This window comes from Xanthomonas hortorum (genome assembly GCF_040279205.1).
GTDB classification, from domain to species: Bacteria; Pseudomonadota; Gammaproteobacteria; order Xanthomonadales; family Xanthomonadaceae; genus Xanthomonas; species Xanthomonas hortorum_F.
The window spans coordinates 44062-70791 of the sequence record NZ_JBEOLS010000011.1; the positions used below are offsets into that span (position 1 = coordinate 44062).

Genomic DNA, 26730 nt, shown 5'->3' on the forward strand with positions numbered 1-26730 from the left:
TTAAGCGCTCTCGGCAGCGGGTCTGCCGGAGCGTCTTGCACGACGCTCTCTTTGCGTTTCCCGGATGTTTTGCATCCGGGACTTGCCACGCCGAAGCAACTGTCCAAGCATGGGCCACGCGCCCCGCGTGATGTGTCACTTTCCCCCATGACCAATGCCGTGTTGTTGAACAATCTCGATCACCGCGATCTGCGCGTGATCACCACGCACGGCGCCGCCTTCGGCGATGAGGTGATGTCGGCTGCGACGTTTCCGCAGGAATTTCGCCAGCTGCAGGCGCAGTACCCGATCGTGTTCCATCGCAGTGGCGAACGCAGTTTTCAGCCGCTGGCGTTGCTGGGCCTGCGCCTGGGCGAAAACCTGTTTCTGGACGGCGCACGCTGGGATGCGCCGTACGTGCCGCTGGCGATTCAGCGCCAACCATTCCTGATCGGCGAGCAAGCGGACGGGCCGATGGTGCACGTGGATCTGGACAGCCCGCGCATCAGCCGCACCGACGGCGAGCTGCTGTTTCGCGAACACGGCGGCACCAGCGAGTTTCTCGACCGCATCAGCCAGGTGTTGCGCACCTTGCATGATGGCCTGGCGGCGAGCGAGGCCTTCGTCGCACGCTTGCTCAACTACGATCTGCTGGAACCGTTCGTGTTCGAAGCCACGCTGGAAAACGGCCTGGAATGCCGCCTGGCAGGGCTCTACGCGGTGCACGAAGAACGCCTGCGCGCGCTCGACGATGCGGCCTTGCTCGAGTTGTACCGGCATGGCGATCTGGAGCCGTTGTACATGGCGGTGGCCTCGGTCGCGCAGTTCCGCCATCTGCTCGACCGCATGCAGCGCCGCCATGCTGGCTGAGCCGCGCGCCATCGAAGAACGGCACGGGCTGGACCCGCAGCAGCTGGACCCGGCCGTGCTGCGCTCCACCACGCCGTTGGTGTTGCGCGGGCTGGTCCGAGATTGGCCACTGGCGCAGGCCGGCGCCACTTCTGCGCACGCTGCGGCCACGTATCTGCGTGGTTTCGATCGCGGCGAGGCGGTGGTGGCGCAGGTCGGCCCGCCGGAGATCGGTGGGCGTTTCTTCTACAACGCGGACATGAGCGGCTTCAACTTCCGCCCCGAACGCGTGCCGCTGAGCGTGGTGCTGGAGACCTTACTGCGCGATCTGCATAACGCGCAGCCACCGGCGATCTATGTCGGCTCCACCACGCTGGACACCTACCTGCCCGGCCTGCGCGCGCACAACCCGATCGCCCTGCCGCAAGCCGAGCCGTTGGCCAGTATCTGGATCGGCAACCGCACCCGCATCGCCGCCCATCAGGACCTGCCCGACAACCTGGCCTGCGTGGTCGCCGGGCGCCGCCGCTTCACCCTGTTTCCGCCCACGCAATTGGCCAATCTCTACATCGGCCCGCTCGATCTCACCCCGGCCGGGCAGCCGGTCAGCCTGGTCGATATCGCCGCGCCGGATCTCCAGCGTTTTCCACGCTATGCGCAGGCGCTGGAACACGCATTGGTGGCCGAGTTGGGACCGGGCGATGCGTTGTTCATGCCCAGCATGTGGTGGCATCACATCGAAGCGCTGGAGTCCTTCAACGTGCTGGTGAATTTCTGGTGGCGGCAGAGCCCGGCCTATATGGATTCGCCGATGAACGCGCTGATGCTGGCGCTGCTCACCATCCGCGACCTGCCAGCCGAGCAACGCGCGATCTGGCAGGACGTATTCGAGCATTACGTGTTCGATGCCAACGCGCGCACCGCCGCGCATGTACCGGAGGCGGCGCGCGGCGTGCTGGCGCCGATGGACGAGACCCGTGCCCGCAGCCTGCGCGCACGCTTGCTGCAACGCCTGAATCGCTGAGGATCACTCGCCATGCCCGACACCACGCCTTCCGATCCGCAACAGTGCCCGGTGCGCCACGTTGTCATCGCCGGTGGCGGCACTGCAGGCTGGATGGCCGCTGCGGCGTTGTCGAAAGTGCTGGGCCGGCAACTGCAGATCACCCTGGTGGAATCGGACGAGATCGGCACGGTGGGCGTTGGCGAAGCCACCATCCCCAGCCTGGTCACCTTCCACCGCCTGCTGGAGATCGACGAAGCCGCGTTCATGGCCGTCACGCAAGCCACCATCAAGCTCGGCATCGGTTTCGAGCATTGGCACGATGTGGACCGGCACTACATCCATTCGTTCGGCCATACCGGCACCGATCACTGGAGCGCGGGCTTCCAGCATTTCTGGCTGAAAGGCCGGCAGCGCGGCGTGGCGCGCGACTTCGGCGACTACTGTCTTGAGCTGCGCGCCGCGCAGGAAGGCCGCTTTGCGCATCTGCCCAACGGCGGCATGAATTACGCCTATCACCTGGATGCCGGTCTGTACGCGCGCTTCCTGCGCCGCTTCAGCGAAGGCTTCGGCGTGCAACGCATCGAAGGGCGCATCGGTCACGTGGAGACCGACGCGCATAGCGGCTATCTCACTGCGCTGACGCTGGAAGACGGCACGCGGGTGGAAGGCGATCTGTTTCTGGATTGCACCGGCTTTGCCGGCCTGTTGATCGGCAAGACGCTGGGCGTGGGCGCCGACGATTGGTCGCACTGGTTGTTCGCCGACAGCGCGCTGGCGGTGCAGACCGAATCGGTTGGTGCACCGGTCCCCTACACCCGCTCGCGCGCCGATCTGGCCGGCTGGATGTGGCGCATTCCGCTGCAGCACCGGGTGGGCAACGGCATCGTGTATTCCAGCCGTTACATGGACCAGGACAGCGCCGCGCAGGTCTTGCAGCGCAATCTCACTGGCCGCGCGCTGACCGAACCGCGCGCGTTGCGTTTCACACCCAACCAGCGGCATCGGGTGTGGGAAAAGAACTGCGTGGCGCTGGGCCTGGCCAGCGGGTTTCTGGAGCCGTTGGAATCGACCAACATCCATCTGATCCAGCGCGGCATCATCCGCTTGATGCAAACCTTTCCGCAGGTCATCAACAATGTCGACATCGCCGAATACAACCGCCAGGCCGCTGCCGAAATCACCCATATCCGCGATTTCGTGATCCTGCACTACCACGTCACCGACCGTCGCGACACGCCGTTCTGGCGCGATTGCGCGGCGATGGAGATCCCCGACACGCTGCGGCATCGGGTGGAGTTGTTCCGCCAGAGCGGGCGGGTGTTTCATCAGGCCAACGAACTGTTTGCCGAGAACTCGTGGGTGCAGGTGATGCTGGGCCAGGGCATCACGCCCCGGCAATATCATCCCGTGGCCGACCTGATGGGCGATGCCGAACTCGGTCATTTTCTCGAGAACATCCGCACGCGGGTCGATGCGGCGTTGGTGCGGCTGCCCGCGCATACGGACTTTCTGCGGCGCTACTGCCCCGCTCCGCCATTGCCCGAGCCGGCTACGCGGCTGCCTGCCACTCCGGTGCTCGCCAGCCCGGCGGCATGACATTGCGCCCGACCTCGGCGCACCCCTTGGCTTAGACCGCCCCAGCAATGCTAGATTGCCGCTTTGCCGTCCATTGCGGGAACAGTGGCCGGCGCTCGCCGCAGCAACATTATCTATCGCACTCGGGGTAAGGGGGACGCATGTTGGATCTGACACAGGGCCGTATGGCACGCCGGATCGCGCCAGTCATTTTGCTGGTTGGCCTGGCCGCTTGCTCCAAGCAGGAAGACAAGGCCGCCACCACCGCGCCGGCCACCGGCGCCACGCCTGCGGCACCGGCCGCCGCGCCCACGCCGGCCACTGCGGTGTCGCCGCAGGTGCAGTCGATGGCCGCCGACCAGCTGCGCGCATCGGCCACCAAGGCGCTGCAGGACAACCGCATGTACGCCCCGGCCGGCGACAACGCGGTGGAGTACTACCTGGCACTGCGCGAGAAGCAGCCGCAGGACGCCACCGTCAACAGCGCGCTGACCGATCTGATGCCGTACACGCTGATCGCCGCCGAACAGGGCATCAGCCGCGAAGAATTCCCCGAAGCGCAGCGCCTGATCGCGCTGATCGAAAAGGTCGACCCCAAGGCACCGGCACTGCCGCGCCTGAAGACCGGCCTGGATGCGGGCATGAAGACCGCCGCCAACCGCTCCGAGCAGGATGCCGAGCAAGCCAAGAAGCTGGTCGAAGACAAGGCCAAGCAGGCCGCCGAACAGAAGCGCCTGGCCGAGCAGCAGACCCGCGAGGCGGCCGCTGCGCAGCAGATCGCCGCGCAACAGGAAGCCGCGCGTCAGCAGACCGCCGAAGCCGAGCGCCAGGCCGCCGCACGCCGCCAGGCCGAGAGCCCGGCACCGACCCCGGCCGCCCCGCGCCCGGCACCGGCTGCTGCGCCCGCCGCTGCCGCCGCTCCAAGCGCGCAGTCGTTGCGCCCGATCAGCACGCCGGCACCGCGCTATCCACCTGAAGCGCTGCGCGCCGGCACCTCCGGCGAAGTGCTGGTGGAACTCACGGTCGGCACCGACGGCTCGATCACCGCCTCGCGCGTGCTGCGCGCCAATCCGCCGCGCGTGTTCGACCGCGAAGCCCTCAACGCGGTCAAGCGCTGGCGCTTCGAACCTGTGGCCGCACCGGTGACGACGCGGCGCACGCTGTCGTTCAATCCGGGTGGTTGAGTGAGTGGCTGGATGCTTGCATGGTTTGCTGGCGGCTGACGGAGTGCGTCTGTTAGTCGCTGGTCGCTGGTCGTTGACTGACGATCGTTATTGATGCACTGCACTCCCGGCAAATGCCGGGCGCCAAACAAAAAGCCCGCAGCGATGCGGGCTTTTTGTTTGCTGGTGATCCGTACCCTCATCCGCCCTGCGGGCACCTTCTCCCGAGGGGAGAAGGATTAAAGCCCCTCTCCCCTCGGGAGAGGGGTTGGGGTGAGGGTACGGCGGCGAAGTGCACATCACGAACTCGATAGACAACAGCCACATTGCACACAAATATCAACAATCGTAGCTGCGCATTCGCATCAACAATCCGTACCCTCATCCGGCGCTACGCGCTACCTTCTCTCGGTGGGAGAAGGAACATCACCCGGAAATCGCCAGCCGCTCCTGGTGATACCGCCGCACCGCCGCGTACCACAACACCGCCGCTACACCGAAGCCAGCCAACAGGTACACCGCCCAGGTCTGTGCGTTGATCTGCTCATGGCGTATCACCTTGAGCAGCATCTGGTTCTGTGCCAGAAACGGCACCGCGAAGTGCCACAACTGCGTCTTCAGCGGATACGCCATCAACGCATAGCCCGGCAGCATCGGCAGCAGCAGCAACCAGGTCATGTGCGCCTGCGCTTCCTTCATGCTCTTGGCGGCAGCAGCCAGGTAGGTCAGCAGCGAGGTGCCCACGAACAGCATTGGCACCAGGATGAAGAGCATCTGCAACATCGGCAAAAAACCGACATTGAGCTGGCGCCCCAGGTTCGAGGTGGACAACTGCGCACTCAGCTTGAACGCCAGCAGCGTGAGCAACAACGACACCATGCCGATCACGCAGGCGGCGGCGATCTTGCCGCTCACAATCGCGCTGCGTGGCGCCGGCGTGGCCAGCAACGGCTCCAGCGACTGGCGTTCGCGCTCGCCGGCGGTGGCATCCAGAATCAGCGAGGCGCCGCCCAGAAACGAGGTGATCACCAGCAGCACCGGCAGCAGCATCGCCATCATCTGCCCACGCTTGGCGTCGGCGGTGGCCAGGTCCTGGGCTGCGATTTCCAGCGGCCTGCCCACCTGCGCATCGATACCGCGTGCCAGCAGGCGCAATGCACCGACCTGCTGGCTATAGGCGCTGAGCGCGGCCTGCAGCCGCATGCTCGGCACGTCGGCCTCGCGCCGCGTGCTGTCCTTGATGACCTCCACCAAGGCCGGGCGGCCGGCACGCCAATCCTCGGCGTAGCTGTCACTGATGCGCAGCGCCACATCCACCTCCTGAGTGCGGATTGCGGCGGTCAGATCGGCCGGCGCGGCGACCGCGTTGAGCCCTTGCGCGGCCAGAAAACGCACCAGATTGGGCGCGTTCTCGCGACCGAGCGTGGGGATCTCCAGCGGCTTGTCGATTTGCGTGCGCACGCGGCTTTCGCTCAGTGCACCCATGCCCAGAATCAGGATCGGGTACAGCAATGGCGACAGCAGCAAGGCCAATGCCAGCGTGCGGCGATCGCGGCCGATATCGCGCAACTCCTTGCGCAGTACCGTCCACAGGGTGGACAACAACGATGTGGTGCTCATGCGTGCAGTCCCTCGTCCGAGCCGATCGCCTTGACGAAGGCGTCTTCCAGATTGTCTTCACCGGTGGCAGCGCGCAGTTCGTCGGCGCTGCCGCAGGCCACCACCGTGCCCTTGGCAACGATGACGATGCGATCGCACAGCGCCGCCACCTCCTGCATGATGTGGCTGGAAAAAATCACGCAGCGCCCCTCTGCACGCAATTGCTGCAGAAAGCCGCGCATCGCGCGCGTGGTCATCACGTCCAGGCCGTTGGTGGGCTCGTCGAGAATCACGTTGCGCGGGTCGTGCACCAGCGCGCGCGCAATCGCGGTCTTGGTGCGCTGGCCCTGGCTGAAGCCTTCGGTCTGACGATCGAGAATATCGTCCATGTCCAACGCGGCCGACAGCAGGCGCGTGCGCTCGGCAATCAGCGTGCGCGACATGCCGTGCAACTCACCGAAGTAAGCGATGTTTTCGCGCGCGGTCAGCCGCTTGTACACACCACGCGCATCCGGCAACACGCCAAGTGCGCGGCGCACCGTGACCGGATCGCGGGCGGCGTCCACGCCATCCACGCTCACGCTGCCCTGGTCAGGCGACATCAGCGTATAGAGCATGCGCAAGGTGGTGGTCTTGCCGGCGCCGTTGGGCCCGAGCAGGCCGGTGATCTGGCCATCGGCGGCGCTGAAACTGACTCCATCGACGGCTTTCACCAGCCCGGTCTTGGTCTTGAACGATTTGTGCAGGTTGTCGACGACGATCATGCGAGCGCCTCCGTGGCGTGGTCGGTGCGGCTCATGGTTCCCATCCGTTGAACGAGGTAAACGCGGGCACGTTGTTGAGATCGGCAACGCAGCGCGCATCCAGCGCACCGGCATCGGCGGTTTCCACGAACTGCGCCATCAGCTTGGGGATGCATCCCAGTGCCATGACGCTATGGCCCTGTCCGGGTGCGACCAGATGCCGCCCATTGGGCAGTCCCTTGAGCACGGTGTCGCCATAGCGTGGCGGCGTGACCGGATCCAGCTGACCGGACAACAGCAAGGCCGGCACCTGCGAACGCAGTGGCGCTGTGAAATCGGCGGCGCGCTTGCCGCTGGGCCACACCGGGCATGCGGCAAAGACGCTGCGCGGGACATCCTCGCCCAGCAGCAATGCCTGGTGCGCGGGCACCGGACGATAGCGGTCGGCATCTTCGGCGCACACCACCGACCATTGCATGGGCTGGTTGATCTGCATGTCCATGTGCGACAACGCCATCAACGGCGCGTAGCGACCGGCAGCTGCTTCGTCCAGTACCAGCGGCAGCAGCGCAGCGCTCTGCGGTGCGTAGGAGAAGGTAAAGGCCAGACCGATCACCGCGTCGGCGGTCACCCGATCGCGCTTGATGGCGTTGGTGCGCAGATCGCGGTACTCCACCTCCGGCGATTCGGTCTTCAAGCGGTCCATGACGGTACGCAGCTGCGTGCGCACATCGGTGGGAAAGCGCGCGCGACAGGCCGCGATGGCGCGGCATTGTTCGGATTGCAGGATCAAAGCGTCTTCAAACGTGCGTGCGAACTCACCGCTGATCACCAGATCGCTGGGCGCAACGCCATCGAGCACGATGGCGCGCGTTTGTGCGGGATAGCGTTTGGCATAGTGCTGCGCCACGCGCGTTCCATAAGACACACCGATCAGGTCGATGCGTGGTGCACCCAGGGCGGCTCTGACGGCATCCAGATCGCCGATGGCTTCGGCAGTGGTGTAGTAACGCGGGTCGGTATGGCGTTGCAAGCCTTCGGCACATTGCTGCGCATAGGCCGTCAATTCTTCCGGACTGGACGCCATGCCGGCCTGCAACGGCTTGCCATCGGCTGTCTCGCACCGCAGGGGGTGAGATCCCCCGGTGCCGCGTTGATCGACCAGAAAAATGTCGCGGTTTTTGCGTACCTCGCGTAACGCAGCCGCTGCGATGGCGGCAGCCTCGGTCGCCGATTGCCCCGGCCCACCGGCGATGAAGAACACCGGATCGGGCTTGTTGCCTGCGCCGGCATCGCTTTCCAGCCAGGCGATCTTCAGGTCGATCCTGCGCCCTGTCGGTGCGGCCGGGTTTTCCGGCACGCGCAGGCTTGCGCACTGCGCTTCGATATTGCCTGCCGCGCTGCCGGAACTCAGCGTGCACGGGACGAATTGCAGCGCGCCGTAGCGATTGGCTGTGGCCGTGCCGGTCTGCGTGGTTGCTGCACGTGGCTGCGCGCTGCCGGGTGCAGTTGCGCCAGCCCTGGTTGCAGCAGGCGCATCTTGCGAAGGTGTGTTTTCGGCAGGTTTGTCTGCACGCTGACATCCGGCAGCCAGCATCGCAATCAGCAATGCCGCTACCACTGTGGGTTGCTTCACCATGTTCACCATCTCTCCTGGTATCCCCTATTCCCTGACGCCGCAGCCGGTCGGGTGTGACCACTGCGACTACTGCCCGTCTTCAAACAGAAACACGTGCTCGATCGATTCCCCGAACAAACGCGCGATGCGAAACGCCAACGGCAAACTGGGATCGTACTTGCCGGTCTCCAGCGCATTGATGGTCTGCCGCGACACGCCCAGCCGCTCTCCCAATTCGCCTTGCGACCAACCGCTGGCCTCGCGCAATTCGCGTACGCGGCTGTTCATTGAAAGCGACGTGCGTTGATGCTTTTGGTGATGCCGTAAATTCCGCACAACAGCGGAAACACCCACAGCATCGCCACCGTTGCGGGGATGTCGATCAGCTCGGCGGCCTGCAGAAACCCACCGGTCATATACGCGCCGCTGACCAGGCCGGCGGCAATGGCGATCGACTCCAGTTCGATCCGTCGCTGCATCTCGTCCGAGTCGCGCACGTAGCGCGCCACCGCGCGGATCACCAACGCCACCAACACTGCGGGCAACAACGCAATCAGCACACGCGCCCAGTTCGGGTCCACGTGGGCCAGCAGGTATTTCCAGACCAGCATCACCACCACGTACAACATCATCGGCACGCCGAATTCGCGCTGATAACGCCGCGCCAGCGCCGGGCGCGCACTATCGCCCATGCTGCCGCGCGACATCCACAGCAGCAGTGCCAGCAGCAGGCACGAGATGCCCGCACCCACACACAGCCCGGCACCGTAAGCACTCAGTGGCAGCAGCTGCCATTGACCAAGTGCACCCACGGCGAACAAACCCACGCCCACACAGAACGCGACCAGCGCGTTGCGGTTGTAGTGGGTCATGAACGGCGCCTCTTCTGCGCTGTTGCGCTCAATGGCAGGCTAACGTTTCCCATCTCGGCACTGCCACGCATCCCCCGCTGCGCCGGCCACGCCGGTGCGCAATCCGATTGCTGATGCTGCTGATGCATCCCTTTCACCTGTCAAGTCAACTTGACAGGCACGATGCGCTTGACGTGGCTAGCTGTCAAGCACCCTTTACACGTCCGGCGACGCGAGGGCTGCCGTGTTTGCCGATTCAACGACGGCGAGAGGAGATGCATCCACATCCCGTCTGCAGCGCTGCACCGGAGCTGGGTTACGCTCCCTGATCGAATACTGGTCGGAGCGATGATGCGTCGGAAGATCTTGTTGGCAATCGCATTGAGTGGCTGCATGGCGACCTCGGCAGTGGCGCAAGAGATCGCACCTGCGCCGCGCACGATCCAGGTGGATGTGGCTGCCGCCAGCGGACCGGTCGACCCTTTCTACGCTCTGTCGATCGGCTCGGATTTTCCCGGCACCTTGATCCGCAGCGATACCCAGACACACCTGGTTCCTGCCGTGCAGGAGTTGGGCTTTCGCTACATCCGCTTCCACGACGTCTTCCATGACGTGCTCGGCACGGTGAAAGACGTCGACGGAAAACTCGTCTACGACTGGACCAAGCTGGATCAGCTTTACGACGCGCTGCTGGCCAAGCGCATTCGTCCGTTCGTGGAATTGGGCTTTACCCCGAGCGCGATGAAAACCTCCGAGCAGACGCTCTTCTACTGGAAGGGCAACACCTCGCATCCGGATCCGGGCAAGTGGACGCAGCTGATCGATGCGTACGTGCGCCACATCCGTGCGCGTTACGGTGCCGACGAGGTGCGGCAGTGGTACTTCGAGGTGTGGAACGAACCCAACCTCAAGGACTTCTGGGAAAATGCCGACCAGCAGGCCTACTTCGACCTGTATGCGAACACCGCACGCACGATCAAGGCGATCGACCCGCAACTGCGCGTGGGCGGCCCCTCCACTGCGGGGGCGGACTGGGTGCCGGAACTGCTGGCCTTCGTTGCCAAGAACAAACTGCCGATCGATTTCGTCAGCACGCATACCTACGGCGTGGACGGCGGATTTCTCGATGAAGACGGCAAGCAGGACACCAAGCTGTCTGCATCGCCGGATGCCATCGTTGGCGATGTGCGAAGGGTGCGCGCGCAGATCCAGGCCTCGCCGTTTCCGGATCTGCCGCTGTACTTCACCGAGTGGAGCAGCAGCTACACGCCGCGCGACTTCGTCCACGACAGCTACATCAACGCGCCTTACATCCTGACCAAGCTCAAGCAGGTGCAAGGCCTGGTGCAGGGCATGAGTTACTGGACCTACACCGATCTGTTCGAAGAACCCGGCCCGCCGCCCACGCCCTTCCACGGCGGCTTCGGGCTGATGAATCGCGAGGGCATCCGTAAGCCGGCGTGGTTTGCCTCCAATACTTGAACGCGCTCAAGGGCCGCGATATTCCGCTGCGCGATGCGCACGCATTTGCGGCGGTGGATGGCCAGCGCATCGCCGCATTGGCCTGGGATTGGCAGCAGCCGGTGCAGGCGGTGAGCAATACCCCGTTCTATACCAAACAGGTGCCGAGCACCGACAGCGCAGCGCTGGTATTCCGCTTGGCGCACGTGCCGGCCGGCAACTACCGGCTGCAGGTGCGCAAGACCGGCTACCGACGCAACGATCCGCTATCGCTGTACATCGACATGGGCATGCCCAAGGATCTGGCGCCGCGGCAGCTGGCGCAGTTGCAGCAGGCCACGCGCGACACGCCCGAGCAGGACCGGCGCGTGCGCGTCGGCACCGATGGCGTGGTGGAGATCCGCGTGCCGATGCGCAGCAACGATGTGGTGCTGATGACGCTGGAGCCGTCGGCGCGCTGAGCGCCCGGCACGCCATTGCGCCTGCAATCAGGCGAGGCGTTGGGTGTGGATTCCGTGCGCGCAGCGATGCGCGCAGTTCGGCGCGACGTCCCGACCGTGCATCGTTCGCGACGTCGGGTTCGTCATGCGTGCGTTGCCGCATGTCACGCGCATCGCCGCAGGACATTGCAGGCACGACATCATCGAGGTCCAGCGCGCTGGACCGTCACTCAGTCCGCGCAGCGCACAAGGTGAAAAGCGAATCGGCGTGATCGCATCGACCCGATGTGCAGGACTTGAAGCGGCAAACAAAACGTAGCGCGCAGTGACCAGCGGGTGCAAACATCGCGGAGCAACCGCAGTGCACGGGTGGTACATGACCATTTCAAGCACCGGCCGCGCCCACCTGACGGTGAGCGCAGTCGTTTTGATGGCCGCTCTTACTTGAGATAGGTCTTGAGAATGGCGGTGATGTCGTCGACCGCCAGCTCGCGCTCGCCCAGCGCCTCCGGTGCCGCGACATGGTGCTTCAAGTGCTCGCTGAGCAGCTCGACCATCAGGCCCTGCGCCGCGCCACGAAACGCCGCCACCTGCGTCAGCAACGCGGTGCAGTCCACGTCCTGCGCCAGGGCTTTTTCCAGCCCCTCCACTTGTCCACGGATCCTGCGCACGCGAGCGAGCAGTTTGGATTTGTCCTGATTCAGATGTGCCATTGCCATATACCCCCTGGGGGTATCTGAGATACCATAGGGGGGTATCGTAGCCAGAGCCTCTTCCGATGTCGATCACGCACGCCGCGCCGCACTGCGCGCAGTCGCACACCTTTGCCAGCACCAACCCGCTGGCCGAACACAGCACCCGCAAGGCCGTCATCCTGACCGTGGTCATGATGGTGGTGGAAATCGTCGGCGGCTGGACCCTCAACTCCATGGCCCTGCTCGCCGATGGCTGGCATATGAGCTCACACGCGCTCGCCCTGGGTCTGGCGCTGTTCGCCTACCGTTTCGCGCGACGCAACGCCAACGATGTGCGTTTCACCTTCGGCACCTGGAAGGTCGAAGTGCTGGGTGGCTACACCAGTGCGATTCTGCTGTTGGGCGTTGCCGGCCTGATGGCATTTCAATCAGTGGAGCGGTTGTTTTCGCCCAAGCCGATCCAGTATCAGGAAGCCACGGTCATTGCGGTCATCGGCCTGCTGGTGAACCTGATCTGCGCCTGGTGGTTACGCGATTCGCATAGCCATGCGCATAGCCACGGCCATCACCATGGGCACGGCCATGAACACGCGCATGACGGTCATGGTCACCACGACGGTCACGCCGATCTCAATCTGAGAGCGGCGTATCTGCACGTGGTCGCCGACGCGGCGACTTCGGTCTTGGCGATTGTCGCGCTGGTCGCCGGCATGCATTGGGGCGTGACCTGGCTGGACCCGATCATGGGCATCGTCGGCGCGGTGCTGGTCACCGTGTGGGCGTGGGGACTGCTGCGCAGTACCGGCCGCGTGCTGCTGGATGCGGAGATGGATGCCCCGGTGGTGGAAGAAGTGAAGCAGGTCATCGCCGAGCTGCCGCATGCGATCGACATCGGCGACCTGCATGTCTGGCGCGTCGGCAGCGATCGCTATGCTTGCGTGGTCAGCCTGGTCACTGCGGCAGACATCGATGCGAAGCTGGTTCGCGAGGCGCTGCAGATTCACGAAGAACTGGTGCATATCACCGTCGAGTTGCAGCGCCCGGCACTGCACGCAGCGCGGGCGTAGCACCGCCTATGCGCAACCGCATGCACGTTGCATGCTGCACAGCGTGCATGCAGCTGCCGGCGCTATCGCTGCGCTGCGGAACTGGTTGCTCAGGTCTTCGAAGGCGCCGGGCTGACGTATTTTTCGCGACGGATCTGCGCGTTCGGCAGGCCGGCTGCCTTCAAGGCTTCGATGCAGCTGTCCACCATGTCCGGATTGCCGCACAGGTAGGCAATATCGCCTTCGGCACTGGGCGCGAACTCCGCCAGCTGCTGCTGCACGTAGCCATGCCGCACATCGGCATGCGGCTGCTCGGGCAGCTCGCGCGAGAAGCACGGCACGTAGCGGAACTGCGGGTGCGCATCGGCAAACGCACGGAAGTCGTCGCCGTACAGCAGCTCGGCCGGCGTGCGCGCGCCCTGCAGCAGCAGCACCTGCACGCCGCGGGTGGCGATCGCCTCGGCCAGCAACGGCAGCATCGAGCGGTACGGGGTCACGCCGGTACCGGTGGCGATCAGCACATAGCGCCGGTTGTGGTCGCCCGGCGGCAGGCAGAAACGGCCGTACGGCCCGCTGGCCTGCAACTGGTCGCCGATCTGCAGGCCTTCGAACAGCGCAGTGGCCGAGCCGCCGGGCACGAAGCTCACCGCGATGTCCACCGCCTCGCCCGGTCCGAACGCATGGTCATGGATGGTCGCCAGCGAATAGCTGCGCTTGGTCGGCGTGCCGTCGGCGGCATCGAAATGGATCTGGATGAACTGCCCGGGCTGGAAATCCAGCGGCTGCCCGTCGTCACGCAGGAACTGGCAGTGGGCCACGGTGGGCGCAATCATGCGCCGGTCGACAAGCTTGAGGGGGAATTGAACGGGCACGAACGTATTTGGGACAGTCTGTGATCGGGGCTTGCCCCCGCGGCCTTCTATAATAACGACCTGCAACTCGCTGCGCCGTCACGCTGACGCGAAGGAACATCTTGAATTCCCCATCTCCGATCACCGCACCCGCGCTGCGTGTGTGCGATCTGCGCAAGACCTACGACAACGGCACCCAGGCGCTCAAGGGCGTCTCGCTGGACGTGGCGCCAGGCGATTTCTTCGCCCTGCTCGGCCCCAATGGCGCCGGCAAATCCACCCTGATCGGCATCATCAGCTCACTGGTGAACCTGTCCGCCGGCCAGGTGGAAGTGTTCGGCACCGACCTGGTCGGCCAACGCAGCGATGCGATGCGCCTGATCGGACTGGTCCCGCAGGAGGTCAACTTCAACCTGTTCGAAAAACCCTTCGACATCCTGGTCAACTACGCCGGTTTCTACGGCATGCCGCGCGCCGAGGCCGAGCGCCTGGCCGAAGCCGAGCTGCGCCGCTCGCACCTGTGGGAAAAGGCCCAGGTGATGAGCCGCACGCTGTCCGGCGGCATGAAGCGCCGGCTGATGATCGCTCGCGCCATGATGACCCAGCCGCGGCTGCTGATCCTGGACGAGCCCACCGCCGGCGTGGACATCGAGATCCGCCGCGACATGTGGCGCGTGCTCAAGGAGATCAACGCCGCCGGCACCACCATCATCCTGACCACGCATTACCTGGAAGAAGCCGAGCACCTGTGCCGCAACCTGGCCATCATCAACCACGGCCAGATCGTCACCCAGGGGCCGATGCGCGAACTGCTGGCCAAGCTTGACGTGGAAGGCTTCCTGTTTGATATCGACGGCGACCTGCCGGCCGAACTGCCGGTGATCGAAGGCACCACGCTCACCGCCATCGATGGCCACACGCTGGACCTGGACATGCCGCGCGCGATGGACCTCAACCGCGTGTTCGCCACGCTCGGCAGCGCCGGCATCCGGGTGCGCTCGATGCGCACCAAGAGCAATCGGCTGGAAGAGCTGTTCGTGCGCTTGACCGGTGATGCGCCGGCGCCAGACGCCGCCGCACCCGCGACGCCCATTCCCAACGGCACACCGCCAACGCAGCCGCGCAGCGGAGGCCAGCCATGAACGAGATCCGCACCGTGACCGAACCCACCAACGCACGCCGCAACTGGATTGCGCTGGGCACCATCGTGCGCCGCGAAGTGCAGCGCATCCTGCGTATCTGGGGCCAGACCCTGGTACCGCCGGCCATCACCATGACGCTGTACTTCTTGATCTTCGGCGGGCTGATCGGCTCGCGCGTGGGCGACATGGGCGGCTATACGTACATGCAGTTCATCGTGCCGGGCCTGGTGATGATGAGCGTGATCCAGAACAGCTACGGCAACATCTCATCGAGCTTCTTCGGCGCCAAGTTCGGCCGCCATGTGGAAGAGCTGCTGGTCAGCCCGATGCCCAACTGGGTGATCCTGTGGGGCTACGTCTCCGGCGCGGTGCTGCGCGGGGTCATGGTCGGCGCGCTGGTGCTGATCATCGCGATGTTCTTCACTCCCGTACGCATCCCGCATCCGCTGGTGACGCTGAGCACGGTGGTGCTGGGCGCGATCATCTTTTCGCTGGCCGGCTTCGTCAACGCGGTGTACGCCAAGAAGTTCGACGACGTGGCGATCGTGCCGACCTTCATCCTGACCCCGCTGACCTATCTGGGCGGCGTGTTCTACTCGGTGAAGCTGCTGCCGCCGTGGGCCGAAGCGGCCACCCACGCCAACCCGATCTTCTACATGGTCAACGCGTTCCGCTACGGCCTGCTCGGCAGCTCCGACGTGCCGATCTGGGTCGCCTACGCGCTGATGCTGGGCTTTGTCGCGGTCCTCAGCGCACTGGCGCTGTGGTTGCTGCGCCGTGGTGTGGGCTTGCGGAGCTGATGATGGATAGAAAGCATGTGACGCAAAGCGTGGAAGGTTATTCGCACGCGCTTCTCGCGAACGCAGCGCGTAATTTCCTTGAAAGAAGCGGAGATGCCGCAGAGGAACAACCTAACCAGTTCGCGCTGGGCGCCATGATGATGTGCTGCTTTGCTTTGGAGGCCTACTTCAACCAGCTCGGTCATGCGCTACACGAACGTCGAATGATTCCGCAGCTTGTGGATATCGAGGATTTTGAGCGGACCGCGCCAGATCAGAAATTTCTAGCCTTAGTTGATGCGCTTGATATGTTAATGCAGGCCATCCCGCACGAGTGGGTAGATGAAGCATTCCGCTTCCGCAACAAGGTTGCTCATGCAAAGCCTTACTCGCGCGAAGATGAGAAAGCTACATGGAAGGGGGCGAGTCCACGTACTCCTAGCACCGATCCGCCGTGGGCTAGGCAAGCAAGGCCGCAAGAAGCCAGCCGGTTCGTGGGAAACATGGGAGAAGTTATTAATCAAATGAATAAGGCCAGCTTGAAAAAGCTAGGCACTGACTTCCCAATACATATTGTTGGTAGAGGTAGTCAGATCTACTGACCAAACAAAAAGGCTCCGGCGATTCCGCCAGAGCCTGATGCCGACCGAGAATCCCCGATCCGGCTGAAATAATAGCTGACGCCTGCGCGTTCGAATTAAGTTGAAAGGAATTTTTCATGCGTATTTTGATCCTGGGCGCCGGCGGCACCGGCGGTTATTTCGGCGGACGTCTGGCGCAGGCCGGGGTCGATGTCACCTTCCTGGTGCGCGATGCGCGGGCGGCGCAGCTGCAGGCCGATGGCCTGCGCATCCGCAGCCCGCTGGGCGATGCCGATCTGCCGGTGGCGCATGTCACCGCGCAGGACCTGCCGGCGCTGGTGGCGCAGCGGCCATTCGATCTGGTGATCCTCAGTTGCAAGGCCTACGACCTTGACAGCGCGATCGAGGCGATTGCGCCGGCCGTCGGCGAGCACACCACGGTGCTGCCGATCCTCAACGGTCTGCGGCACTACGCAGCGCTGGACGAGCGCTTCGGTGCAGCGCGGGTGTTGGGCGGGCTGTGTTTCATCAGCGCCACCAAGGGCGAGCATGGCGAGATCCTGCACCTGGGCAAGCCGGCGGCGATGACCTTTGGTGAGCGCAGTGGCAGTGCCAGCTCAGCGCGGGTGCAGGCGTTTGCTGCGGCCTGCGCGCAGGCAGGCATCACCCATGTGGCCAGCGAGCAGATCGCGCAGGAGCAGTGGATCAAGTACAGCTTCCTCACCGCGCTGGCGGCGGCCACCTGCCTGATGCGTGCGCCGGTCGGTGCGATCGTGGCCACCGACGATGGCCGCGCGTTGATCAACGGCTTGTACAACGAATGCCTGTGGGCCGCCGATGCGGCCGGGCAGCCGATTCCGGAAGTCTCGCGCGCCAAGGCGCTGCAGACCTTGTTGCAGGTGGATTCGCCGCTGAAGGCCTCGATGCTGCGCGATCTGGAAGCCGGCCAGGAGGTGGAAGCGGCGCAGATCGTCGGCGACATGTTGAAGCGGGTGCGCGAGACCGGGCGCAATGCGCCGCTGCTGATGGCGGCGAATGTGCATCTGCAGGCGTATCAGGTGTTGCGGTATAGCTGAGGCGATTGGATGTGCGGGGGCGGTAGGTGTACGTGTGAACCGTACCCCCATCCGCCCTGCGGGCACCTTCCCCCGGTGGGGGAAGGGTTGATGTCGATATGTCGAGGTGGCACTGCGCATCGCTGCATGTCATGCGATGCCACGCGCCGCGCGCGATAGAAATCGGCATTGCCACCGCCTTCGCGCTGCAACGACGCGTTGCACACGATGCTCTGCGTCCCCTCGCCTGTGTCGCCTCCGATGAAACTGCTCAGCCACCTGTTCCGTGCCGGTCACTTCGTGATCCTGGCGTTTTTCGTGCTGTGCGCGGCGGGTCTGGTGGCGATGGCCGGGCTGGAGTTGTGGCACGGGTTTACCCCCGGCGGCGACATGGTGGTGCGCGACCGCTTCAACGTGGTGCTGGAGGCGATCGGCCTGCTCACCGTGGCGCTGGTGACACTGGAACTGGGCCAGACCATCTTCGAAGAAGAAATCCTGCGCGATGTCAAAGTCAGCGGGCCCACGCGGGTGCGGCGCTATCTGTCGCGCTTTTTCGTGGTGATCGTGATTGCACTGGCGATCGAAACGCTGGTGTCGATCTTCGAGTTGATGCACGACGACCCGGCCAAGCTGCCGTACGCCGCAGCGGTGGGCCTGTGCGCGGCGCTGCTGCTGATCGCCTGGGGCGTATTCGTCAAACTCAACCGCAGCGCAGAAGAGCTGGAGCCCGAAGCGATGGAAGAAACCAAGCGCGAAGACCGCGAGGTCGAGGAGTAAACAATTCGCGCGCGGCCGCATGGCGTTGCGCTATAGCGGTCGACTGAGCCGTCATTATTTTTGCTCAGGGTCGTGCACTGGCAGGAGCTGCTGATCCCGTAGCACTGAGGCGCATCGCCTCGGCGGATTCTTCAGCGCCGCGCTCCGGATCCGTATCGACCAACGCGATCGCAGGCCGGCGCTCACGGCGCGACAGCAGGGTGATCCATCCGGCCTTGATCGTGGTGATGCTGCCCGCCGGGTCGCCGCGACCGACCTGATGCCCGCTGCTGCGTGGCTGGTCGGCCGCGATGTCCTGCGCGACCTCGGCGACCACACCACGCACCTTGATCCGGTCGCCAGTGCGCACCCGCGTGCCCATGCGCAGCGTGTACTCGCTCTCACCGGGTACACCGATTCCGGTGTCATAGCCCTGATCGAGCACGAACACGGCATCGGAGGTCGCATCCACGCCATCGCCCTCGTCCTGCACAAACCAGCCCACCACCTTGCCGCGATTGCCATCGCCCAGGGTTTCGGCAAGCTCCTGGCCCATCTCGTCGCTATCGCCCGCCAGGCTGCGGGTCACGATGCCTTCGATGGCCACTTTTTTCCCAAGCAGCGGACTGATGTCAGCGCTGCCCTGGATGCGACCGATCAGCACGCGATCCGGATCCATCGACTTGACGGCCTGATCACTCTCGGCCGGCAGCGGCGCGCGGCACGCGCCGAGCAGCGCGGTCATCATCAGCGCCGCCATCCAGCGCGGTGCGCGGATCCTTCGCATCGCATGACTTCCTGTGAGTAAAGAGACCGAGTCTACCGCGCGCACCACTGCCGCCTACCGCAAGCGGTTCAGTCCTGCGGTGCAGGCAACGGCGTCACCGTGGTCGGCTTGCCATCGTCGCCGAGCGCGATCATCACGAAGTGGCCGCGCGTGCACAGCTCGCGCGCGCCGCTGAGCAGATCCTCGGCGATCAGCTCCACTTCCACCTTGATCGAGCTGCGCCCCACCGACACCACGCGCGCGATGGTTTCCACCATCTGGCCCTGGCGGATCGGCAGTTTGAAATCCACCTGATCCGAGCGCGCAGTGACTACCGAACGCCGCGCATAGCGCGAGGCCGCCAGAAACGCGGCCTTGTCCATCCACGCCAGTGCCTGGCCGCCGAACAGCGTGCCCATATGGTTGGTGTGGTTGGGGAACACGATCTCGGCCATGCGGACTTCGATCGGGGGAGGCGTCTGCGGGCTGTCTGACATGCGGGTTTCCAAAGAGGGGGATGTGCGGCCACTGCGTGCCAAAGCGATTGCAGCAGCCGGGCGCGCGCCGGAGATGCCTTCAAGCCGCAGCGGCGTCCGCCGGAACGCAGCGCCGCTGCTGTATCGCTGTCCGTTGTGCCGACGCCGGCGCAGACACGCGTTGGAGGAAATGCTGCTGGCTCAACTGCATCGGTCGATGGCTGGCAGTCTGCGTGGCTCATGCCCGCGAACTGCCTTGCGCGCGATATGTTTTTATCGGGAAGGCGGTCGCGGCCGGGGCCGCTCCTACGAGAGCGCTGAGTTCACGTCATTGTTCGCTTGTCGATACGGCGGCGTGTACCGAGATCTTCGATGACGCACATCGAAGATGGTTTACATCGACGACTCAGAGGCTGCCCTTGACCGCCGTTTCCACCTGCGCCGGCGACTGGAAGCCCGGCAGGCGCGCCACTTCGCTGCCATCGCGGTACAGCGCCAGGGTCGGGGTCTGGCGCAGGCCGAGATCACGGAAGAATTCTTCGCCCACCACTTCCAGCTTTACCTTCAACAAAGCCACACCGTCGGCGGCGTCGCTGGCGGCAAACTTGTCCAGCGACATGTCGAGCATGCGACAGCCGGGGCAATTGTCCTTGTAGAAATCCACCAGCGCGCGTGGATGCGCAGCCAAGGCGGCGGTGTAGTGCTCAGGCGAGGTGACGGTAATGGTCTGCATCATGGAATTGATTCTTGCATTGGGCCAGGACCGCATCGGTCCAGGTAGCGATGGCCTGCGCATCGCGCACGCCGTGGGGCATCTGTTCGATGGTCAAACGTGGAAACGGGCTGGCAAAGAACTGTGCCATGCGGTGCACCGCGCCGCAGAAATAGTCCTCGCCCCACTGCGTTTCGCCGGTGCCGAACACCGCCACCTGCGGTGGCTTGCCCAGCGTTTCGACCAGCTCGACGATGAAGCGTTTCATCTCTGCCGGTGTACGACCACCGTTGTCGGTCCAGCTACCGAGCAGAACCAGTTCGTACTGTCCCGGCGCGTGCGGCACTTGCGCCAGCGTCTGCACATCGGTTTCCACCCAGGTCACCGCATGACCAGCGGCTTCGCAGCGCAAGGCCACACTGCGTGCAACATCACGCGTGTTGCCGCTGAGCGATGCGAGTGCAAGCAGGATGTTCATGGGGCGGGGATTGGGGAGTCGGGATTAGGGATTCGTTGAAGCGCTGAGAGTCGGGATTGGGGATTCGCAAGAGCGCATCAAGTGCTTGTTGCAGACGTCTAAGTCCCAGTCTTCAATCCAGGATCCGTATCGGCGCTTCGATGCTGCCGTGACAAATCCCAAATCTCGAATCCTTGCTTTTTCAACAAATCTCAAATCCCGAATCCCGGCTCCTCACAGATCGTCGAAGCCGTTATCCGAATTGGTCTTCTTGTACGAGGCATTCCGCATTTCGAAGAAGTCGGTCTTGGTCTCGGTGAAGTTGTCGGCGTAGGCCTTGATCCACGGCATCACGTTGTCGTTGGCGCCTTCGTACAGCTTCTCAATGCCGAGCATGCCGGCCATCTTGTTGGCGCGGTACTTCACGTAGCGGATCATCTCGTCCACGTCGATGCCGTCGATGCCGTCCAGCACTTCGGCCGTCCACACCGTTTCCAGGTCGATCGCGTGCTCGAACGCCTTGTGCACGTAATCGGTGAGCTGGTCGCCCTGCAGCGCCTGGTTCTCGCCAATGATGGCGCGAATCAGCTCGCTGATGAACTTGGAATGCGCCAGCTCATCGCGGTTGATGAAGCTGATGATCTTGCCGGTGCCGGTCATGCGGTTCTGGCGGACCAGATTGTAGAAATACGCAAAGCCGGAATAGAAGTTGATGCCTTCCAGGATCGAGGACTGGATCAGCGCGCGGATCAGCGTTTCGGCGGTCTTGTCGCGCAGGAAGTCGTCGTAGGCACCCATGATCGGCGCGTTGCGCTTGATGATGGTCGGATGCGTGCGGGCAAGCTCGAACACGCGGTTCTGGTCGGCCAGGCCGGTGATCGAGGCCAGCACGTAGCTGTAGCTCTCGTTATGGATCACTTCCTGCTGGCCGATGATCGCGGCATTGGCATGCGCGGCCGGGTCGGTGATGTATTCGGCGACGTTGTAGATGAAGCGCGTCTGCGGCGAATCCAGCGTGGCCAGCAAGCCGATGATCGAATCGTAGGCGTTCTTTTCGCGCGCCGACAGCTCGTTGTACTGGCGCGCGTCGCCCTTCATGTCCACCTCGTCGGGGATCCAGAAGTTGGTCGACAGTTCCTTGTAGGCCCGATAGAAGGACGGGTAAGGAATATCGTTCCAGTTGAGGATGCCGGAGGTTTCGCCATTGATGATGGCGGTGGAGCGGTTGGGGTGACGCGGCTCCAGGATCTTGATGCGCTCAAGCGGTGTTGCGGACATGGGTCTCTACTCGTGTTTCAGGCGTCGCCCGCGTGTGCAGCGGGGGCAGCGGCAGCAATCGTTCTGGAGGAAAGCCCCCTGAGTGAGGGGGCGCGCCAAAGGCGCGGGGTGTGGAAGCTGATGAAGCAGGGTCCACGGTTCGCAACGCGAACCGTGGAAGCGAAGCGCGAATGCGCTTAGCTACTGCACCACTCGCATTCGCTGATATCGATATCGTTGGAGCGCACGTAGTACGTAGTCTTCAGGCCTTCGCGCCAGGCGGTCATGTGCAGGTCCAGCAAGGTGCTCGCACGGATGGTGCTGGGCACGTAGAAGTTGAAGCTGATCGACTGGTCGACGTGCCGCTGGCGACGCGCGTTCTGGCGCACGCTGGCGAACTGGTCGACCTTGTAGGCGCCCTTTTCGTAGTACGGCCAGGTTTCCAGCGACAGGCCCGGAGCGGCGACCGGACGACGGAAGTCCTTCTTCTCTTCGTAGTAGAACGCGCTGTAGATCGGGTCGATCGAGGCAGTGGAACCGGCGATCTGCGCGGTGCTCATGTTCGGCGCAACCGCCAGCATCCAGGCATTGCGCACGCCATTGACGGCCACCTGTGCGGACAGCTCCAGCCACTGCGGGCTGTTGTAGTCGCGCGCACGGAAGTACTCGCCGGTGTGCCAGTCGCTGCCGCGGAACACGCTGTAGGTGCCCTTTTCCTTGGCCAGCTCCATGCTCGCCTGGACGGTCAGATAGTTGATGCGCTCGTACAGCTCGTCGCTGTAGTCCTCGGCTTCCTTGGCGTTCCAATGGATGGACTTCTGCGCCAGCAGATGGTGCCAGCCGAAGGTGCCCAGACCGATGGCGCGGTACTTCTGGTTGGTGATGGTGGCCTGCGGCACCGGCAGCTGATTCAGATCGATCACGTTGTCGAGCATGCGCACCTGGATCGGGATCAAGCGCTCCAGCACGTCGGCGCCCAGCAGATCGGCCTGGTCGTCCTGCGCGATGATCGCGCGGCCCAGGTTGATCGAGGACAGGTTGCAAACGACGAAGTCGCCCGCCTTCTTGGTGGTGACGATCTGATTGCCGCTGATGATCTCCTGCATCATCCGCGTCGGGCTCATGTTCTGCAGGATCTCGGTGCACAGGTTGGACGAATAGACCATGCCCTCGTGCTTGTTCGGGTTCTTGCGATTGACTTCATCGCGATAGAACATGAACGGGTTGCCGGTTTCCAGCTGGCTGACCATGATGCGCTTGAAGATCTCGATCGCCTTGACGGTCTTGCGCGTGATGCGCTCGTCGGCGACGACTTCCTCGTACTTGCGACGGAAGCTGCTGTTGGCATCGCCCTTCTTCTCGTCGTAGAAGTCCTGCAGGTACCAGCCCTTGATGCGCTTCACTTCGTGCGGATCGAACAGGTACCAGTCGCCGCGACGCTCGACCGCTTCCATGAACAGGTCGGGGATGCACACCGAGGTGAACACGTCGTGCGCGCGCAGACGCTGGTCGCCGTTGTTCAGGCGCAGATCCAGGAACGACTCGATGTCGCGGTGGAAGATATCCAGATAGACCGCGATGGCACCCTTGCGCTGGCCCAGCTGATCCACCGACACCGCGGTGTTGTTGAGCTGCTTGATCCACGGCACCACGCCGCCGGAGGAATTGGACACGCCACGGATCGCCGAACCGGACGAACGCACATAGCCCAGGTAAGCGCCGACGCCGCCGCCGTGCTTGGACACGCGCGCCACGTCAGTATTGGAGTCGTAGATGCCCTGCAGGCTGTCGTCGACGGTGTCGATGAAGCAGCTCGATAGCTGGCCGCCGACCTTGCCGGCATTGGCCAGCGTCGGGGTGGCCACGGTCATGTACAGGTTGGACAGCGCCCAGTAGGCCTCGCCCACCAGCTGCATGCGGCGCTCGCGGCTGCCCTTGCCGTTGCCGATCTCGTCCTGCATCAGGTACAGCGCAATCGTCAGCCAACGCTCCTGCGGCAGCTCGAACACGCCGCGCGAGTTGTCGGTGGCCAGGTAACGGGTAGCCAGCAGGTACAGGCCGTTGTAAGCGAACAGCTTGTCGCGCTCGGGCTCGATCATCTTGCCGGCTTCGATCAGCTCGTCCTTGGAGTAGCGGCGCAGGATGTCGTTGGAATAGACATTGCGGTCGGCCAGGCTCTCCTGCAGGCCGACGAACGAGCCGTACTTCTGGCTGGCGTCGTAGAAACGGTTGCGGCTGGCGCGCTTGTACAAGCGGCGCAGGTACAGACGCGCAGCGAAATGCTCCCACTCCGGGGTGGTCAGATCGACGCGGGCCTCGGCCTCGCGGATCAGGTGGTCGACCAGGTCGTCGGCGTTGACGCTGTCCTTGCGGTCGACGAAGCCGAACACCGAACGCTTGTAGTCGGCCACGTCCAGCTGCGGGAATTCGGCATGGATCTGGTCGATGGCGCGCTCCAGGCGCTCCGGCTCGAACGGAATCTTGCGGTTGCCGGCCTCCTTGGTGATCCAGGTGGAGACGGTTTGTTCTTCGATGGTCTGTGCGTGCATTGCAATGGCTTGGCGGGGGGGCGGCACGATGTCCGACGGGTCGGTCAATTCCGGCGCGCCGCAACCGGGCGCGCTGACACTGGCGGGAACGCTGGTGGGTGTTGCGGTACCGGCGGCGATCGCGGCAAGGGTGTCGTTGGTGGTCATGCGTCCTCCATGCGTAGGCACACGAACCCGGCTGGGGACGGGTTGCGGCCGGATCCGGATTCCCTGGACAGCGATGGCGGTGCGCGACGACCAGCACGCAAGACCCACGGTCTGCGGCGGCATCGCCTTCACCAGCCATCTCCTTAACCGGAGATTCCACGGCCGCCACCGCGCGGTGTGCTGTCGCGCAGTGGTCGGTGGCGAAACAACCGCGGCGCAACGAGACCACGCCGCCTACTCCAGGCGACGCCCGGATGGCTGTGATCGTTCGTTGCTGCCGCCGCGGAGAGGCGTTTGATTGGCAACCTGCTGCAAATCATGCTCTCACTGGTCCGGACGCCTTGGGGCGACCAACCACCGACTCCCCCAAGATAGTGGGGTCCCCCGGAGGGGTCAACACCAAATGTAGGAAAATCGCGAAAACCCTTACAGCACAAAGCACTGTCTGACGAACGGTCGGCGCAAGGCTGCGAACCCGTCCAATTGGACTGCGCAGTCAAGGCCCAAACCGGCAATTCTGTCGATCAGTTGGGTCCGGTTAGGTTGGCTGCGACACCCATCGAGACTGAAGCTGGTCACAGTTGTGCGATCCCTGCCTCAGGCGGCACCGCACACCTGGGGCGCCTGCCCGGACACCGGCACTGGGAGGAACTCGCCGCTGCCGACGTCGGGTCGAGGGCGCGGCGCCCTCACCGCTTGCGGGACACGCCGTGAACCCGCCCCTGGGGACTCGGTGGCGGCATCCATGCCGCCACACGGTCCCGCAAGCGGTGAGGACACCGCACCAGAAAGTTGGTCAGCGGTCACGTGAAAGCTGCTGTAGCCCATTGCGCATCGGACGCTGAGCCGGCGCGTCATGATCGAACAACGCGCCTCAAGCACGGCTCCTACCGTGCACACCGATCATCCCGACTGGCCCTTGCCCGCTCACCGTCGCGGGACCTTACGCGGCATGGATGCCGCGTAAGAGCCTACATGGACGTACTTGCGGCGTGTCCTGCGATGGTGGGCGGGCAAGGGCCCTGCAGCCAAGCCACAGAACTAGCGACGCCCGCCCGATGGCCATGAAGACGCTGTCAGCCGCTACCAAGTGAACTGCATTACGCCCTGAGCGCGGCCCTGAGCGAGATCAGATCTCGGTCGGGCCGATGTGGTGGCGCTTGCGGTAGCGGATCGACGACCACACCGAGGCGGCGATGAAGGCCACCCCGATCAGGCCGGTCAGCACTTCCGGCACGTGGTACACGGTACCGACCAGCATGATGATCGCCAGCACGCCGATGGCGTAATGGGCGCCGTGCTCCAGGAACACGAACTCGTCCAGCGTGCCCTTGTGCACCAGGTAGACCGTCATCGAGCGCACGAACATCGCGCCGATCGCCAGGCCCAGCATGATGATGACCACATCGCGGGTGATCGCGAACGCGCCGATCACCCCATCGAACGAGAACGAGGCGTCCAGCACTTCCAGGTAAAGGAAGGCGGCAATGCCCGAGCGCTTGGCCGGGCCCATGCCATCTTCGCTCTCTTCGGACTCGAACAAGGCATCCACGCTGCCCACCAGCAAGTAAAGCAGGATGCCGCCCAGGCCGGCGAACAGCACGCTCTGGAAGATCGCCTCGGGCAGGAACAGCTTGGTGCACAGCAGGACCGTCACCGCCACGATCACCGACATCGCATCGGCCTTGCCCAGCTTGCCGACCAACCGCTCCACCGGCCCGAGCCAGTGCAGCTTGCGCTCCTGGTCGAACAGGAAGTTGAGGAACACCAGCAACAGGAACATGCCACCGAAGGCGGCGATGGACGGGTAGTTGTCGGTCAGCACCTGGCTGTAGCGGTCCGGCTCTTTCAGCGCCATCTGCATCACCGGCACCAGGCCCATGCCGGTGGCAACCGACACGATCACGATCGGGAACACCAGGCGCATGCCGAACACCGCGATCAGGATGCCCACGGTCAGGAACAGCTTCTGCCAGAACGCGTTCATGTGCTTGAGCACACCGGCGTTGACCACCGCGTTGTCGAACGACAACGACACTTCCAGCACACTCAGCACCAGACATAGCCACAGCGCCTGCCACAGGCCCATCGAGGTGGTGTGGCCCCACCAGGCTGCAACGCCCAGGCAGACGGCTGTAACCAAGAACGACATTCTGAAATCGCGAAACATTGACACT

24 protein-coding genes, 1 other RNA gene and 1 pseudogene are annotated in these 26730 nt (G+C 64.0%); 11 read left to right on the top strand and 15 right to left on the bottom strand.

Going from position 1 to position 26730, the window contains the following annotated elements:
- The first annotated feature begins 147 nt into the window (after positions 1-147).
- From ABS769_RS06950 to ABS769_RS06965, 4 genes are all read left to right on the top strand, one after another.
- A complete protein-coding gene (locus tag ABS769_RS06950; RefSeq protein WP_317061162.1) occupies positions 148-849 on the top strand; it encodes a SapC family protein in 702 nt (233 codons plus the stop codon).
- Positions 839-1852, top strand: a complete 1014-nt coding sequence (locus ABS769_RS06955) for a cupin-like domain-containing protein (RefSeq protein ID WP_317061138.1) — start codon at positions 839-841, stop codon at positions 1850-1852. The genes ABS769_RS06950 and ABS769_RS06955 overlap by 11 nt, the downstream gene beginning before the upstream one ends.
- 12 nt (positions 1853-1864) lie before the next feature.
- Positions 1865-3430, top strand: coding sequence for a tryptophan halogenase family protein (locus tag ABS769_RS06960; protein ID WP_317061137.1), 1566 nt, complete (start codon positions 1865-1867; stop codon positions 3428-3430).
- 140 nt (positions 3431-3570) lie between these two features.
- Entirely contained in the window at positions 3571-4593 is a 1023-nt protein-coding gene (locus ABS769_RS06965) for an energy transducer TonB (protein ID WP_317061136.1), read from the top strand.
- Positions 4594-4998: 405 nt separating this feature from the next.
- Here the strand turns inward: ABS769_RS06965 and ABS769_RS06970 are convergent, their stop codons facing one another.
- From ABS769_RS06970 to ABS769_RS06990, 5 genes are read right to left on the bottom strand one after another with little or no spacing between them, the layout of a single operon-like run.
- Positions 4999-6192 (bottom strand): ABC transporter permease, encoded by a 1194-nt coding sequence (locus tag ABS769_RS06970; RefSeq protein ID WP_317061135.1) that lies wholly within the window; start codon positions 6190-6192, stop codon positions 4999-5001.
- Positions 6189-6935, bottom strand: coding sequence for an ABC transporter ATP-binding protein (locus tag ABS769_RS06975; protein WP_168959986.1), 747 nt, complete (start codon positions 6933-6935; stop codon positions 6189-6191). The genes ABS769_RS06970 and ABS769_RS06975 overlap by 4 nt, the downstream gene beginning before the upstream one ends.
- 31 nt (positions 6936-6966) lie before the next feature.
- Complete coding sequence (locus tag ABS769_RS06980; protein ID WP_317061134.1) at positions 6967-8559, bottom strand: alpha/beta hydrolase; 1593 nt, start codon at positions 8557-8559, stop codon at positions 6967-6969.
- 60 nt (positions 8560-8619) lie between these two features.
- Positions 8620-8820 (bottom strand): helix-turn-helix transcriptional regulator, encoded by a 201-nt coding sequence (locus ABS769_RS06985; protein WP_006449488.1) that lies wholly within the window; start codon positions 8818-8820, stop codon positions 8620-8622.
- Positions 8817-9404 carry a hypothetical protein gene (locus tag ABS769_RS06990; protein WP_317061133.1) on the bottom strand — a complete coding sequence of 196 codons (588 nt, stop codon included), beginning with the start codon at positions 9402-9404 and terminating at the stop codon, positions 8817-8819. The genes ABS769_RS06985 and ABS769_RS06990 overlap by 4 nt, the downstream gene beginning before the upstream one ends.
- Before the next feature lie 330 nt (positions 9405-9734).
- Between ABS769_RS06990 and ABS769_RS06995 the strand changes: the two are divergent.
- Positions 9735-11305: pseudogene (locus ABS769_RS06995) on the top strand (GH39 family glycosyl hydrolase).
- 282 nt (positions 11306-11587) lie between these two features.
- On the opposite strand, the gene ABS769_RS07000 reads toward ABS769_RS06995, so the two are convergent.
- Positions 11588-11662, bottom strand: a non-coding RNA gene (locus ABS769_RS07000) — sX9 sRNA.
- 62 nt (positions 11663-11724) lie between these two features.
- A complete protein-coding gene (locus ABS769_RS07005; protein WP_039514053.1) occupies positions 11725-11997 on the bottom strand; it encodes a metal/formaldehyde-sensitive transcriptional repressor in 273 nt (90 codons plus the stop codon).
- A 65-nt stretch (positions 11998-12062) separates the two neighbouring features.
- Here ABS769_RS07005 and dmeF point away from each other — a divergent pair, with 65 nt between their 5' ends.
- Complete coding sequence (gene dmeF, locus ABS769_RS07010) at positions 12063-13046, top strand: CDF family Co(II)/Ni(II) efflux transporter DmeF (protein WP_317061132.1); 984 nt, start codon at positions 12063-12065, stop codon at positions 13044-13046.
- Between the two features lie 89 nt (positions 13047-13135).
- Here the strand turns inward: dmeF and ABS769_RS07015 are convergent, their stop codons facing one another.
- Positions 13136-13963 carry a ferredoxin--NADP reductase gene (locus tag ABS769_RS07015; protein ID WP_317061131.1) on the bottom strand — a complete coding sequence of 276 codons (828 nt, stop codon included), beginning with the start codon at positions 13961-13963 and terminating at the stop codon, positions 13136-13138.
- 35 nt (positions 13964-13998) lie between these two features.
- Here ABS769_RS07015 and ABS769_RS07020 point away from each other — a divergent pair, with 35 nt between their 5' ends.
- The 5 genes from ABS769_RS07020 (at position 13999) to ABS769_RS07040 (ending at position 18210) form a co-directional block, all read left to right on the top strand.
- Entirely contained in the window at positions 13999-15018 is a 1020-nt protein-coding gene (locus ABS769_RS07020; protein ID WP_316697792.1) for an ABC transporter ATP-binding protein, read from the top strand.
- Positions 15015-15818 (top strand): ABC transporter permease, encoded by an 804-nt coding sequence (locus tag ABS769_RS07025; protein WP_168959992.1) that lies wholly within the window; start codon positions 15015-15017, stop codon positions 15816-15818. The genes ABS769_RS07020 and ABS769_RS07025 overlap by 4 nt, the downstream gene beginning before the upstream one ends.
- A 2-nt stretch (positions 15819-15820) precedes the next feature.
- A complete protein-coding gene (locus ABS769_RS07030) occupies positions 15821-16399 on the top strand; it encodes a hypothetical protein (protein WP_317061130.1) in 579 nt (192 codons plus the stop codon).
- Positions 16400-16515: 116 nt separating this feature from the next.
- Entirely contained in the window at positions 16516-17454 is a 939-nt protein-coding gene (gene panE / locus ABS769_RS07035; RefSeq protein WP_317061129.1) for a 2-dehydropantoate 2-reductase, read from the top strand.
- A gap of 240 nt (positions 17455-17694) precedes the next feature.
- Positions 17695-18210 carry a hypothetical protein gene (locus ABS769_RS07040; RefSeq protein ID WP_043889539.1) on the top strand — a complete coding sequence of 172 codons (516 nt, stop codon included), beginning with the start codon at positions 17695-17697 and terminating at the stop codon, positions 18208-18210.
- Between the two features lie 64 nt (positions 18211-18274).
- Here ABS769_RS07040 and ABS769_RS07045 read toward each other — a convergent pair whose 3' ends face one another.
- The 7 genes from ABS769_RS07045 to ABS769_RS07075 all read right to left on the bottom strand — a co-directional run bounded on the left by ABS769_RS07045 (position 18275) and on the right by ABS769_RS07075 (position 26723).
- A complete protein-coding gene (locus tag ABS769_RS07045; RefSeq protein ID WP_317061128.1) occupies positions 18275-18976 on the bottom strand; it encodes a hypothetical protein in 702 nt (233 codons plus the stop codon).
- Positions 18977-19044: 68 nt separating this feature from the next.
- Positions 19045-19452 carry an acyl-CoA thioesterase gene (locus ABS769_RS07050; RefSeq protein ID WP_317061127.1) on the bottom strand — a complete coding sequence of 136 codons (408 nt, stop codon included), beginning with the start codon at positions 19450-19452 and terminating at the stop codon, positions 19045-19047.
- 385 nt (positions 19453-19837) lie between these two features.
- A complete protein-coding gene (locus ABS769_RS07055) occupies positions 19838-20164 on the bottom strand; it encodes a thioredoxin family protein (RefSeq protein WP_317061161.1) in 327 nt (108 codons plus the stop codon).
- Positions 20136-20621 carry a flavodoxin gene (locus tag ABS769_RS07060; protein ID WP_104552092.1) on the bottom strand — a complete coding sequence of 162 codons (486 nt, stop codon included), beginning with the start codon at positions 20619-20621 and terminating at the stop codon, positions 20136-20138. Before ABS769_RS07060 ends, ABS769_RS07055 begins: the two co-directional genes overlap by 29 nt.
- A 213-nt stretch (positions 20622-20834) precedes the next feature.
- Complete coding sequence (locus ABS769_RS07065; RefSeq protein WP_210762450.1) at positions 20835-21878, bottom strand: ribonucleotide-diphosphate reductase subunit beta; 1044 nt, start codon at positions 21876-21878, stop codon at positions 20835-20837.
- A gap of 176 nt (positions 21879-22054) precedes the next feature.
- Positions 22055-24553 carry a ribonucleoside-diphosphate reductase subunit alpha gene (locus ABS769_RS07070; protein ID WP_317061126.1) on the bottom strand — a complete coding sequence of 833 codons (2499 nt, stop codon included), beginning with the start codon at positions 24551-24553 and terminating at the stop codon, positions 22055-22057.
- 1129 nt (positions 24554-25682) lie between these two features.
- Positions 25683-26723 (bottom strand): DUF475 domain-containing protein, encoded by a 1041-nt coding sequence (locus ABS769_RS07075; protein WP_205392878.1) that lies wholly within the window; start codon positions 26721-26723, stop codon positions 25683-25685.
- Between the last annotated feature and the right edge of the window lie 7 nt (positions 26724-26730).

Excerpts from the sequence above, each read along its gene's own strand:
- ABS769_RS06950 (WP_317061162.1), top strand. The coding sequence starts at position 148 with ATGACCAATGCCGTGTTGTTGAACAATCTCGATCACCGCGATCTGCGC.
- ABS769_RS06955 (WP_317061138.1), top strand. The coding sequence starts at position 839 with ATGCTGGCTGAGCCGCGCGCCATCGAAGAACGGCACGGGCTGGACCCG.
- ABS769_RS06960 (WP_317061137.1), top strand. The coding sequence starts at position 1,865 with ATGCCCGACACCACGCCTTCCGATCCGCAACAGTGCCCGGTGCGCCAC.
- ABS769_RS06965 (WP_317061136.1), top strand. The coding sequence starts at position 3,571 with ATGTTGGATCTGACACAGGGCCGTATGGCACGCCGGATCGCGCCAGTC.
- ABS769_RS06970 (WP_317061135.1), bottom strand. The coding sequence starts at position 6,192 with ATGAGCACCACATCGTTGTTGTCCACCCTGTGGACGGTACTGCGCAAG.
- ABS769_RS06975 (WP_168959986.1), bottom strand. The coding sequence starts at position 6,935 with ATGATCGTCGTCGACAACCTGCACAAATCGTTCAAGACCAAGACCGGG.
- ABS769_RS06985 (WP_006449488.1), bottom strand. The coding sequence starts at position 8,820 with ATGAACAGCCGCGTACGCGAATTGCGCGAGGCCAGCGGTTGGTCGCAA.
- ABS769_RS06990 (WP_317061133.1), bottom strand. The coding sequence starts at position 9,404 with ATGACCCACTACAACCGCAACGCGCTGGTCGCGTTCTGTGTGGGCGTG.
- ABS769_RS07005 (WP_039514053.1), bottom strand. The coding sequence starts at position 11,997 with ATGGCACATCTGAATCAGGACAAATCCAAACTGCTCGCTCGCGTGCGC.
- dmeF (WP_317061132.1), top strand. The coding sequence starts at position 12,063 with ATGTCGATCACGCACGCCGCGCCGCACTGCGCGCAGTCGCACACCTTT.
- ABS769_RS07025 (WP_168959992.1), top strand. The coding sequence starts at position 15,015 with ATGAACGAGATCCGCACCGTGACCGAACCCACCAACGCACGCCGCAAC.
- ABS769_RS07030 (WP_317061130.1), top strand. The coding sequence starts at position 15,821 with ATGGATAGAAAGCATGTGACGCAAAGCGTGGAAGGTTATTCGCACGCG.
- panE (WP_317061129.1), top strand. The coding sequence starts at position 16,516 with ATGCGTATTTTGATCCTGGGCGCCGGCGGCACCGGCGGTTATTTCGGC.
- ABS769_RS07040 (WP_043889539.1), top strand. The coding sequence starts at position 17,695 with ATGAAACTGCTCAGCCACCTGTTCCGTGCCGGTCACTTCGTGATCCTG.
- ABS769_RS07045 (WP_317061128.1), bottom strand. The coding sequence starts at position 18,976 with ATGCGAAGGATCCGCGCACCGCGCTGGATGGCGGCGCTGATGATGACC.
- ABS769_RS07050 (WP_317061127.1), bottom strand. The coding sequence starts at position 19,452 with ATGTCAGACAGCCCGCAGACGCCTCCCCCGATCGAAGTCCGCATGGCC.
- ABS769_RS07055 (WP_317061161.1), bottom strand. The coding sequence starts at position 20,164 with ATGCAGACCATTACCGTCACCTCGCCTGAGCACTACACCGCCGCCTTG.
- ABS769_RS07060 (WP_104552092.1), bottom strand. The coding sequence starts at position 20,621 with ATGAACATCCTGCTTGCACTCGCATCGCTCAGCGGCAACACGCGTGAT.
- ABS769_RS07065 (WP_210762450.1), bottom strand. The coding sequence starts at position 21,878 with ATGTCCGCAACACCGCTTGAGCGCATCAAGATCCTGGAGCCGCGTCAC.
- ABS769_RS07070 (WP_317061126.1), bottom strand. The coding sequence starts at position 24,553 with ATGACCACCAACGACACCCTTGCCGCGATCGCCGCCGGTACCGCAACA.
- ABS769_RS07075 (WP_205392878.1), bottom strand. The coding sequence starts at position 26,723 with ATGTTTCGCGATTTCAGAATGTCGTTCTTGGTTACAGCCGTCTGCCTG.